Below are 12,055 nucleotides of genomic sequence, written 5' to 3'. Positions count from 1 at the left end.
AAGGGGGCGGCCGCGGGGATAGGCGGAAAGGCGAGGGCGATCGCCGCCGACATTTCCGATCCGGCGTCCGTCAAGGCACTCTTCGCCGGAATCCAGGCCCTGACCGGGGGCATCGACATCCTGGTCAACAATGCCAGCATCGTGCCGTTCGTCGCCTGGGACGATGTCGATCTCGACCATTGGCGCAAGATCATCGACGTCAATTTGACCGGCACTTTTATCGTCAGCCGCGCCGGTACGGACCAGATGCGTGCGGCGGGGAAGGCCGGACGGGTGATTTGCATCGCGTCCAACACCTTCTTTGCCGGCACGCCGAACATGGCCGCCTATGTCGCGGCCAAGGGTGGCGTCATCGGCTTCACCAGGGCGCTCGCCACCGAGCTTGGCAAATACAACATCACCGCCAATGCGGTGACGCCCGGCCTGATCGAGAGCGACGGCGTCAAGGCGAGCCCGCACAACGAGGCGTTCGGCTTCGTCGAGATGCTTCAGGCGATGAAAGGTAAGGGGCAGCCCGAACATATCGCCGACGTGGTCTCGTTCCTGGCCTCCGACGATGCGCGCTGGATCACCGGCCAGACGCTCAATGTCGACGCCGGGATGGTGCGCCACTAGCCAAAGCGCATCCCAAAAACGGTACGAGCCTTCCGGGCGACCTGCATTTTGGGTCGCAACAGCGGATGAGCGCGGCCGTGTCCGCAAGGCCGTGCCGCAAATGGCCAATCAAGGAAAAATCATAGTGGACTTCGGATTCGACACGTCGGCTTTCGACGGGCTGACGATTGCAATGCTGATCGCCGGCCTGGCCATGACCGGAATTGCCTCCGGCGTGCTCGCCGGTCTGCTGGGAGTCGGAGGCGGCATCGTCATCGTTCCGGTGCTGTTCTGGGTGCTTAGCCTGTTCCACTTTTCGCCTGCTGTGATCAGCCATCTGGCGGTCGCGACATCGCTTGCGGTCATTATCCCAACCTCGATCTCGTCGATGCGGTCACACAACAGGCGCGGCAATGTCGATCGGCCTCTGCTCAAGCTTTGGGGACCGGGGATTTTCGTCAGTGCCCTCGTCGGCGGCATCATGTCGAAATTCATCCCGGGCGCTGGCTTGCGGCTGGTCTTCGGCGTCGTCGGCCTGCTGGTGGCCGTCAACATGGCGTTGCCGAAGCACCTCGTGATCTCCGATCACCTGCCGCAAAGCGGCTGGATCAACCGCGCGATCGCTGCTGTGATCGGCTTTGTCTCTTCGCTCATGGGGATTGGCGGCGGCACACTGTCGGTGCCGACGCTTTCCAGCTTCTCCTTTCCGGTGCACCGGGCCGTCGGCACATCGTCGGCGCTTGGCCTGCTTATCGCGCTTCCAGCGGTGGCCGGCTTCATCTGGTCGGGTCTCGCAATTGCAGGCAGGCCTCCGCTCAGCCTGGGTTACGTCAGCCTGCCGGCGGTTGCCATCATAGCGCCCGTGAGCTTTCTGTTCGCTCCTCTGGGCGCAAGGCTCGCCCACGCGCTCAACCCGCGCTACCTGAAACTTGCCTTTGCGTTTTTCCTGGCGATCACGGCCGGGCGAATGCTGCTTTCCTGAATCCGGTTCAGCGGCCTACGGGCTATTTTTCCCGCATGGCCCGGCGGAAGTTCTGCGTAATTGGCTCGGCGAGATAAGAGAGCACGGTGCGAGCCCCCGTCCGGATCATCGTCTCGCTCGACATGCCGGGCAGCAGCTTGCGGCCCTCCAGCTTGCCGAGTTCGCTTTTGTCGATCACAACCGTCGCGGCGAAAAACGGTGCGCCGCTGCGCTCCTCAACCATGCGGTCAGCCGACACGATCTCCACGACGCCCTCGAGCGGCGGCAGGTTGTAGCGGGCGAAGGCCGGGAAGCTGACGCGCGCGAGCTGTCCGGGTGCGATCGTCTCGACATCCTCCGGCTTGACCATAGCCTCGACCACGAGTTGTTGTCCGAGCGGTACGATCGTCATCAATGTCTCACCGGGTTTCACGACACCGCCCGCCGTATGGACCTTCAGCTCCATGACGATGCCGTCAACCGGCGCGACGACGTTGGTACGGCTAAGCACGTCCCTGGCGGAACGCTCCTGCTGTCCGAGGTCAAACAGCTCCGCCTCGACCTTGCTCAACTCGTCGACGGCCTCGTTCAGGCGCACTGTGTTGAGGTTCAGGATCTGCATGTCGATCTCGGCCATGGCGCTTCCGGCACGGGCAATTGCCGCGACATTGGTGGCGCGCTCGCCCTCGATCTCCCGCTGCTGGCGTCTGAGCGACAGGTTCCGCTCGCGGGTGGTCAGCCCTTTCTTGAGCAGACCCTCAAGGTCTTTGCTTTCGCCCTCGATTGCCTCGATCTGCTTGTCTTCGGTGACGATAAGCTGCTCCAGCCCCGTCATCTCTTCCTCGACCTGGTGACGGCGCTGGCCGAGAATTTCCCGCTCGTCCTTCAGATTGTGGTGCTTCGCGGCAAACACGTCACGCTGTGCTGCCACCGCATCCTTCACGGCGATCGCGGGGTTTGCGAGCAACGCCGGATTGAACTCGATCTCGGTCTTGCCGTCACGCTCGGCCCTGAGACGGGCGGCCAGCGCCTCACGCGTTGCTATCCGGTTCTGGATCAGGTCGAGCTGCGCCTTTGCCTGCGTGTCGTCGAGCCGGACGAGGATCTTGCCCGCCTTGACGATATCCCCGTTGGCGGCGTTCAACTCCGCGATGATGCCGCCCTCGAGGTGCTGGATGAGCTTGCGGTCGCCGGCGACCTTGATCACGCCCGACGCTACCGCAGCGCTGTCCAGCGGCGCCAGGGCCGCCCATCCCCCGGCCACGCCGAAGAACAGGAACATGATCGCGAAGCCGGTGCACGTCACGCCGGTGAGACGGAGGGGTTGCGGCTCCAGGAGAGAGGGCGGCGCGAGGGGCAGCGGCACGACCTTCAATTCGGGGGGGCGGCTCATGCTTCCTTGACCTCTTTGATTTCCTTCACCACTTCAAGGGCTGGCAACTGGGCCGCCTTGGGCAGATGGGCCACCTTGCCGACACGGCTGGCGAGTTCGTTGAAGACATGGTCGCGCGGCCCAAAGAGATCTTGAGCGCCGTGGTTGAGGACCAACACCTTGTCGACTTTGTCCAGGATGCTTGGCCGGTGCGAGATCAGGATCAGGGTCGTACCTGCCTCCTTGAGCCCACTGATGACCGTGGCGAGCGCCTGCTCGCCTTCGTGGTCGAGATTGGAGTTAGGCTCGTCAAGGATAAGGAACGCGGGGTCGCCGTAAAGCGCCCGCGCCAGTCCGATGCGCTGGCGTTGCCCTCCGGACAGTGCTGCGCCACCTTGACCGATCTCGGTGGCGTAGCCCTTCGGCAGCCCCTTGATCAGTTCATGGACTCCCGCCAATTGCGCGGCCTTGACCACGTTGTTGAAAGTTGCGGGATTGAGCGACGCAAAACGGGCGATGTTCTCGGAGACGGTGCCGGCGAAGAGCTCGATATCCTGCGGCAGGTAGCCGACATGTCGACCCCGGTCCTCGGCCGCCCATTCGACAACGTTCATTCCGTCAAGCAACGCGCGACCACCGGTCGGCCGCCAAGTGCCGGCCAACACGCGCGCAAGGCTCGTCTTACCGGCTGCGCTCGGGCCGACCAGCGCCATCGCTTCACCGGGCTTGAGCTGGAAGCTGATTCCTCGCAGGATTGGTTCGCCGCCCTGTCTGGCGAGCATAATATTCTCGGCCACAAACTTGCCTTTCGGGCGCGGCAGTGGCAGGGCCGGCGTGGCCTCCGGTCGCTGACCGGCCATTGCAACCAGGCGCTTGTAAGCAGCCCGTGCCCCGATCGTCGCCTTCCATGTACCGATCGCTTGCTCGACCGGGGCCAAGGCGCGGCCCATCAGGATCGAGGCGGCGATCATGATGCCGGGCGAAGCCTCGTTCTTCAGCACCAGATAGGCGCCGAGGCCGAGCACGGCCATCTGCAGGGCCAGCCGGAAAGAGCGCGCGAGGGCCGAGATGACACTGGATCGGTTGCTGGCGCGAGATTGCGCATCATTTGCCTCGTCCTGCTGCGCCTTCCAGCTCTCGAGCAGGGGATTCAACATGCCCATGGCCTGGACGACTTCCGCGTTGCGGATCGTTTGCTCGGCCTGCATGTAAGCCCGCGTCTGGGCGATCGCGGCTTCCGCCAGCGGCTTGCGGGTCAGGTACTCGGTAAGCAACGCCAACGCGAATAGCGCGACACCGCCACAGGTTGCCAGCCAGCCCAGCCAAGGATGCATGAGGAAGATAGCGCCCAGGAAGATCGGCGCCCAAGGCGCGTCGAGGATCGGGTAGATACTCGGGCTGGTGAAAAAATTCCGCACCTGGTCGAGGTCACGTAGCGCCCGGGCGTTGATCTGACCAGGCGCCGAGGCGGCGTATTCGACCGATGCGGTCAGGAGAACCGGGGCTAACCGAGCGTTCAACCACGTCCCGACTTTGGCCAGAAGACGCGCGCGCACAACCTCCAGCGCCGCCATTGTCGCGAGCGCCGTCGCCGCCATCAATGACAGCATTACCAACGTTTCCAGGCTGTGGCTGCCCAACACGCGGTGATAGACCTGGAGCATGTAGAAGGCGCCGGTTAGCATCAATATGTTGATGCCGGCGCTGAACCAGATAAGTGGTCTGACAGCGCGCTTGGCCTCTTTCATCACCGCTTGCAGGGCAGAGGGATGCGGGTTTTTCATCGTTAATTATCCCTGGTGTGCGGTTATGTTGGTATATTGGTAAGCAGGTGATCATGTAAAAAGACCGGCCCCTGGCGGGTTAAGAGGGGGGCCGGTCAATCTATCTTGTCCTGTAAGGGGCAGCGTTTAACTGCCCCTCTGGGCAAGTTTAGGCGACCACGTCCACGAGAATGTGGGCCGCCGGGGTCGGCGTTACGTCGCCGTCCGCGTCGGCAAGCTGAACGGCAAAGTCAAGGCTGGCGTTCAACGTACCGGACGTGCTTTGCACAAACCCGATGTCCACGATCTTGAGGACGTCGTTGTCGGTCGGGTCGAGAACTTGCTGGGCACCCGCCAAGCTACCGCCGCCCGGGCCGGTCGTATTGACAAAGTTGATACCCGTGCCGGTCAGACCGTTCGCGGACTGCATGATCTGCACGCCCTGAATAAGGACGTTAGCATTGGTAGTGTAGTCGTTCTGCTCGATAATGATCAACGCGTCGTTGTTGGAACCCGAATACCCTGACAGGGAGAACTCGGCATCGTACGGGGCGGGTACAACAGCACCGCCCTTGAGGAAGTCCGAGTTCTGGATATTCAAGGCGACGGTAGTCTCGGTGTCGTCCGACGTGGAGGTCGTGCCCTTGGTGTCGACCAGGTCAAGGATCAAGACGAGGTCCTCGGCATTGCCGATGCCGTCGAACTTCAGCACGATACCGCTAGCTGTCGTTGTCGGCTCGGTCCGTTCGTGTTGGATGCCCGGTGTGACGGGATCAACATCGACGCCGGGGTTCGGGTCGTTGAGCACTGCAGGCTCTTTGAAGAACCGTATCGTCAATAGTTCGCCCTTCTGGATCGTATCACCGGCGACACCATTCTCGCCTTGGGTTGCAGAAACCCAAGTCGTGACGGCACTGGTGGCCATGTCGTGGTTGGCACCGTTAAACGCGATGTCAGCGGTAGACCCTTCGCCGTTCTGCGAGAAGCTAAACGGCGAATTATTGGCGGTGAACTGCACGAGGAACGGGTTTGGATCGCCATTCGGCGTCAACTGCGCCACGACGACTTCCGGGTGGCCCGAGTTAGTGTTCGGGTTCCGAGCGAAGTCCTGACTGGTGTGAACGACGTCAAAGGCGAACCCGTCGATAACGTCGTTCAGGGCAATCGAGTAGGTGTCGTTGACCTTGTCAAAAATCAACTGACCACCCGCCGTCGCGTCCTGAATACCAGCCGTGATCGGGTCCTTGTCGTAGTGGAACGTGAAGTTGAACGTCGCAGAGTTGGCGTCCTCCGACACGAGCGTAGCGTACGCCGGTGCGGCGGGCACATTGTTAACGTTCGCAAAGATCGCGGTGCCGTTAGACCCCGTGATCGGCGGTGTCGCGCTACCGACAAAACCGGAGAGAGAAAGCTGCACCCCAGCCACGTTAAGATTACCGTCCACGAAGTCCGACTTGTCGTCGGAGTTGCCGGCGATGTTATCGGCACCGTCATAGTCCGGGATGTCGTTACCGATACTGTACCCGAAGACACCGGTAGCTGCGAGGGCCGGCGGGGACACTAAGTTGTGCAACGTCTCGCGCTGGATGCCTAATGCCGGGTCACCGTCGAACGGTGCCGTGATCGCCGGGCCGTCGTCGGTGAAGACGAAGCTCGTGCCGATATTGGCGGTGGCCTGAGCCGTGTCGCCGTCGCCGTCGGTGATGGTCGCCGTCAGCTGGATAAGGCTGGCGCTGGTCAACGTCCTGGTGTCGTTCGGATCGGCAGCGTTCGCGTGAAGCACCGCACGGGACTGGTTGAATGTCACGAGACCGTCACCGTCGATGCTGATCCGGAACACTTCAATTCCACCGGTGATTGTGCCGAGGACGACGCCGTTAGCATCGACCGACAGGTCGACTGATAGACCGGTGAGCGTGTCAGTCAAACCGGATGCGCCGGACGCGGCCAGTGCGTATGTGATCTCGACAGGGCTTGCCGCACCGTCAGCACCACCACTATGCGGCGTGAAGATGCCGGCAAAGCTCGTCGGACCGTCGTCGGTACCGAAGTTGGTTTCGTCCACCGTGAGCGTAGGCGGTGTGCCGTTTGCCGAGATGCTCGGGCCGTCATCCTTGAAGAAGAGGTTCTGACCAATGTCCAGGGTGGCCGATTGATGGTCGCCGTCCCTGTCGGTGACGGTTGCGGTGAGCTTGACCAGGTTGTCGGCCGCCAGGCTCGTGCTCTCGTCGGGGTCGGCGGTCGGATGCACCACCGCCCGTATCTGGTCGAGCGTCACGCTGCCGGTACCGCTGACAGCGACCGTGAAGACGAGGTCGTTGCTGGTAACGGTGCGACCTTCGATGACGCCGCCATTGAGCGAGAGGACAACAGCTTGTCCGGTTAGGGTATCTACGATGCCAGTTACGCCTGCCGTGAAGCCGAGCGCGTAGGTTACCGTGCCGGCGCCGTCGGAGCCGAAAGCCGAGCTGAAGTTGGCCGCAAAGCTCTGCACGTCGTTGGTCCCCAGCACCGTCTCGTCTACAGTCAGTGTAGGCTCCGTGCCGGTCGATGAAATGCTAGGCCCGTCGTCATCGAAGTTGATGAAGGAGCCGACCTCTTCGTTGTAGGCGTTGGCTACGTTGCCAGCAAAGTGGACTTCCTTGACATCGAAATAGTCTTTGTCGGTGTCGATATTCTTGATGGTGAAGCGATCAAAGGTTCCGCCAACCCCACCCGCGGTCGTGAAATCGACCGTCACGCCCTCGCCGACATCCTGTAGGATCGCTCCAGTGCTGGTAAGATCGACCGTGATGCCGAGTTGTGCGGCAGTCATCGTGACGCCGTTCAGTTTGAACGTCACGCCGGTGATATTGATCTCCGTACCGAGAGCATCACTGGGGAACGCGGCGCCCTCTTCGTTCCCGGCTTCGTTATAGGCGTGAATCTCGATGTCAGCCTTGGTATTGGTCGGCGTGGATTGCGAAATCGAAAAACCCGCACCGGAGACGGTCTCGATGTGGGTGTTGTAGTCAGGCGCCACGGTTGGCGTGTCGGTAAACGTCTTCCCCGCGCTCTGGGTGCCGCCATTGATCAGGTCGATCTGAAGTTCACGGCCAAAACGCACGTCTTGGGATGAGACACCCAGGCCTTGCGTGCTGACGTTGACTTCGGCCTGTACGCCATTGTCATGAGCCGTGACCAGGATCTTCTGCGGGCTCGCCGTATCGGCGTCGAGGATATACCATTTGTTGTGTCCGGGAGGGGCGTCACCAAGCGAGCTGAAATTGAGCACCGTGGTCCCGGTGACCGAGGCGAAAACCTTATTGGTCAGATCAATTTGGTCATCCGGGTTAGCCGCATTCGGATGCAACAACGACACGTACTGGACCAGGTAAAGGTCGGCAGTGGTGGCGCTTGTGGAATTCAGCCCGAACGAGAGGGCGAGAGGCCCGGTTGCAGCCGGTGCGGCGGAGGGGTCAGAGGTACCAATGACGCCGATTACGACGTTTGGATGCGTTGGGTCCTGAAACAGCCACACATAGCTGCCATCAACTGTCTTGATAAAGCTGTTTACGCCAACGGTAGTGGAAAACGCCGTGCCGGAGGAGTTCTGGGCCAGAATGATTGAGGTGATGGTTTCCCCTGCGTTCGCCGAGGCCACCACGAAGTTGGCCTGGAAGGCGACTTCCGGTGAGGTCAGTCCGCCCGCGCCGTCGAGGCCCAGGAGATATGTCAGCGTGGCGTTGGTGCTGTGCGGCGGAAGGGAGGAGTCAACATCATCGTCCTGAAGGCCGGTGGTCTCGTCGATGATGATGTCTTGAGCTACGATGTCGAGTGCCATGGAGATTCTCCTTGGTTCAAAATGCTTTCTGGAAAAGGGATGCAGCCCCCAATGCCGGAAATGCACCTACCCCGGTGCAGCCGGTCGCATACTGAAATGCGCCCCTCCAATTTCATTGTGCCGCCGGCGCAGAGGGCGCGTCCATTCCCGCTTCGATAGTATTGCGGTCAATGTCCGCACCTGATCGAACGATATATATCCTTCGATAGATCGGGCTGGCAGGCGCTGCGGGAGGTCGCGCCGACACAAGGCAGATGCCGTCAGACGGCTCCCCGTACTGTTGCCGGACGTAGAACGTCGGTGCTGTGGAGGATGATGGTCAGAGCAGACCGGTTCGGCCCGTTCCTCGATGTTCGGTGCTCTTGCCGTGCGCCACCCAGGCCAGTTCCGCCCTGCTGCCGAGATGCAGCTTCTCGTAGACGTGATGCAGGTGCATCTTCACCGTGCCTTCGGATAAATGCAGCCGCTGCGCGATGGTTTTGTTGCGCAGCCCGCGCGAGACGAGATCGGCGATTTCGGTCTCCCGCCCGGTCAGCCTGGACATTGGCTGCGGCTGCGAGCCGGGCATCAGCAGCTGCTGGACGATCTTGTTGTCGATCCACTTCTTGCCCGCCGCCACCGCATTCACGCATTCGATGAGAAAGCGGTGGCTGATGCCGTCCAGAAACAGGCCATCGACGTCGAGCGTCTGTATTTCCCTGACATCGAGCCCGCCGGTTGGCTGCACGATGAAGATGATGCCGAGAGCGCTGCTGCAGGCCTTCAGCCGTGAGGAAAGACCTGATGTCTGCTGGTCCGCGAGATCCACGCCCACGATGACGATATCAGGTTGATGGCGCTCCACATGAGCGAGAACGTCCACAGGGCGGCGGCACTGGGCGACAACATCGTGTCCAGCCTTCTGCAACACCCATTCCAGACCAGCGAGATACACCCCCCGCGGGTCCGCGACAACTAACGTTGACATGCGAACACCGTCCGTAAAAAAACGCAACGAACTTGGTTAAACACCCGTTAAATCAGGAAATCAGAGCCCAGGCAGATTGTCAAGGAATAGCTAATATGCATATTGCTATAATGACAATCCGCCGTCTGCCAGGCGGATCGGCGGATATCTCACATCGCACTTGGGCGGGAAGCTGGCTAGCTGCCCTTCCTGGCCGCTATCACCATGAAATCGCTTCCAAGCGTGACGTTTTGCAGCCGACGATATTGACCTGCAATGCGTACTTCGCGGAGATGCCAACAGCTGTTCCACTGCCCCGGAACTGCGCGGTGAAAGGCAAACCTATGATATGCCTGTCACTTCAAGGTTCTACCGTCCCTTGCCGCGCGGCCCAGTCGTATGGGTACAGGCAGTAAAAATAGCCGGTGCGTTCGGTTGCGATGTATTTCAGATGCGTGCCATTGGGCAGCCAGACGATGTCGCCAGGGCGGCATTCGTGGCGGCCGTCATCCAGTTCGATCGTCAGCGTGCCTTCATGGATGAACAGCACCTCGTCATAGGTCACGGTCCAGTCGATCGAGGCGTTCTCCAGATACTCAATGCCACCGCCCATGGTCCGGCTGATCTCGGCATTGATCACGCGCGCGATCGACGACGTTCCGGTCGGCGTGACTGATGGCTTCAGAGTCAACTCGCTGTGCTTGAAAATCTTGGCCTTGGACATTGTCATCCTTTCTTTGCGCGAAGATTGGCTTTGGAGGGAGTGACGCCGGACGGAGCCAGCCCGGCGAGCCATCTCGTCACCGGATCCAGCTTGCGCCCGGCATGTTCGAGATCGTCGCGCCGACGCACCGCGCCACGGACGAAATGCGCACCGACGAAGCGAAAGGGTTCGGGCGGGAAACCGCGCGTCACCGGACGCACCAGCGCCGAATGCGTCAGTTCCGATTCGCCGTCAGTCAGCAGGCCGGTGAGGATCTCGCCGCCGATATAAGCCATTGTCGTGCCATTGCCGGAAAAGCCGTAGCCGTAGACGACATCGCGGTTGGCGGGCAAAGCACCGAACAGCGGCACGCCGCTGACCGTCCGGTCGATCGGGCCGTTCCACGATGTCTCGAGCGGGAAATCGGCGAGCGCCGGGTGGCCATCCCGCAGCACGCGACGCATTTCGGCGACCCGTGGCGACAGGCCATGGAAACGCTGGTCGACGATGCCGCCGAAGCCAATGACGCCACCGCTGACGCCGACGGACAGCCGGCCATCGCGCGTCGGAGACCAACCGCCAACGAAGACGCGGGAATCGATCATCAGCGGCGCCCGGCGGTAGCCGACCTTGTCGAGAAGGTCTGGAATGGGCTGTGACATGGCGTCGTCGCTGGAGATGTTGAAGATCGCAGGGGCCAGTTCCGGAATCGCGCCGGACCAAGCATTCATGGCAAGCACGACCTTGCCGCAGGACACAGTTCCTTTCGCCGTTTCCACCGTGAGCTTGCCACGTCGCGAAAACCGCTTCATCGGCGACTTTTCATAGATCCGAACGCCGCGGTTCAGCGCTGCACGACGCAGGCCGCGCACCAGGAACCCTGGATGCACAGTTGCCGACGAAGCGTCGAACGCACCGCCAAGGTGGCTCGTCGTACCGGCCATCGCCGCGATCTCCGGGCGCGAAACTCGCCGCGCCGGGACGTAGCCGTGCGCTGCCAGCTTGTTTAACGCGTCGTCCCAGGCGCCAAGCTGTGCTTCGCACGTAGCGCCCCAGATCCAGCCGATGCGATCGAACCAGGCGTCGATTGCCTCGGCCTGACAGAAAGCCTCGATGCCGCCGATCGCGGCTTCGGATGCCTTGATGATCGAAAGCGCGTCATTTCCGTCGCGCAGCGCGGCAAGCGCGCTGTATTTGGTCCACGCCGAAAGCACCATTCCGGAATTGCGGCCGCTCGGGCCACCACCACAAATGTCGCGCTCTACAATGACAACGTCGAAGCCTGGATTGTGCTGCTTGAGGCGAATGGCGGTCCACAGTCCGAGATACCCGCCGCCAACGATGCAGATGTCGGCCTGCGTTGTCTCTTCGAGCGGAGGCGCAAGGTCCGGGTCCTCGGGCAATGCCTGCCGCAGCCAATGGCTCCGCCAGCGGATGTCTTTTTCCGGCAACTGCATCACGATGCGCCTGCGGCGGACAGGCGGTGCTCCACCAGCCTGACCCAAAGACTGGCGCCCATCGGCAGGATAGCGTCGTTGAAATCGTAATTGGTGTCGTGCGCGGCGGCCTGGTGCGCGTCGTCCGCCTGGCCAAGCAAGAAATAGCAGCCCGGCCGCTGTTCCAACATGTAGCAGAAATCTTCAGAACCCATCTCGGGAGGCGGATCGACGACGAGACGTTCCGAGCCCATCACCTCGTTCGCAATCGCGATCATCGCGTCGGCTTGCGCCTGAGTGTTGATTGTCGGCGCGAAGGGCGTTTCGTAGCGAATATCGACGCTGGCGCCAAAAGCTTCAGCCTCGTTTTTCGCGATGCGGCGGATTGCCATCTCCAGCGTCTTTTGAACCTGATGGTCGAAGGTGCGCACGGTGCCGGTCAGAAACGCCGCATCGG

Annotated in this window: 9 protein-coding genes; 2 read left to right on the top strand and 7 right to left on the bottom strand. The window is 61.5% G+C overall.

Annotated features, from left to right (window positions below; genetic code table 11):
• Both EOD15_RS17460 and EOD15_RS17455 read left to right on the top strand, forming a co-directional pair.
• A partial coding sequence (locus EOD15_RS17460; protein ID WP_148129570.1) for an SDR family NAD(P)-dependent oxidoreductase occupies positions 1-615 on the top strand: 615 nt, incomplete at its 5' end.
• Positions 616-739: 124 nt separating this feature from the next.
• Entirely contained in the window at positions 740-1,576 is an 837-nt protein-coding gene (locus EOD15_RS17455) for a sulfite exporter TauE/SafE family protein (protein WP_127408673.1), read from the top strand.
• Between the two features lie 22 nt (positions 1,577-1,598).
• On the opposite strand, the gene EOD15_RS17450 is transcribed toward EOD15_RS17455, so the two are convergent.
• From EOD15_RS17450 to EOD15_RS17420, 7 genes are all read right to left on the bottom strand, one after another.
• Positions 1,599-2,948, bottom strand: coding sequence for an HlyD family type I secretion periplasmic adaptor subunit (locus tag EOD15_RS17450; RefSeq protein WP_127321323.1), 1,350 nt, complete (start codon positions 2,946-2,948; stop codon positions 1,599-1,601).
• The gene (locus EOD15_RS17445; protein WP_127321322.1) at positions 2,945-4,711 is read right to left on the bottom strand and encodes a type I secretion system permease/ATPase; all 1,767 of its coding nucleotides are present in this window, start codon (positions 4,709-4,711) and stop codon (positions 2,945-2,947) included. The genes EOD15_RS17450 and EOD15_RS17445 overlap by 4 nt, the downstream gene beginning before the upstream one ends.
• 148 nt (positions 4,712-4,859) lie before the next feature.
• On the bottom strand, positions 4,860-8,513 hold the full coding sequence (locus EOD15_RS17440; RefSeq protein WP_127321321.1) for a DUF5801 repeats-in-toxin domain-containing protein: 3,654 nt from the start codon (positions 8,511-8,513) through the stop codon (positions 4,860-4,862).
• Positions 8,514-8,832: 319 nt separating this feature from the next.
• Positions 8,833-9,507 carry a response regulator transcription factor gene (locus EOD15_RS17435; protein ID WP_245463698.1) on the bottom strand — a complete coding sequence of 225 codons (675 nt, stop codon included), beginning with the start codon at positions 9,505-9,507 and terminating at the stop codon, positions 8,833-8,835.
• Positions 9,508-9,820: 313 nt separating this feature from the next.
• Positions 9,821-10,183 (bottom strand): AraC family ligand binding domain-containing protein, encoded by a 363-nt coding sequence (locus tag EOD15_RS17430; RefSeq protein ID WP_164747152.1) that lies wholly within the window; start codon positions 10,181-10,183, stop codon positions 9,821-9,823.
• A gap of 2 nt (positions 10,184-10,185) precedes the next feature.
• Complete coding sequence (locus tag EOD15_RS17425; protein ID WP_127321017.1) at positions 10,186-11,619, bottom strand: FAD-binding oxidoreductase; 1,434 nt, start codon at positions 11,617-11,619, stop codon at positions 10,186-10,188.
• Positions 11,619-12,055 (bottom strand): M20/M25/M40 family metallo-hydrolase (locus EOD15_RS17420; protein ID WP_127408672.1); only part of this gene is annotated, 437 nt, incomplete at its 5' end. The genes EOD15_RS17425 and EOD15_RS17420, both read right to left, overlap by 1 nt.

Source organism: Mesorhizobium sp. M7A.T.Ca.US.000.02.2.1 (assembly GCF_003996995.1).
In the GTDB taxonomy this organism is placed as follows: domain Bacteria; phylum Pseudomonadota; class Alphaproteobacteria; order Rhizobiales; family Rhizobiaceae; genus Mesorhizobium.
This window is presented reverse-complemented; position numbering and strand designations above follow the sequence as displayed.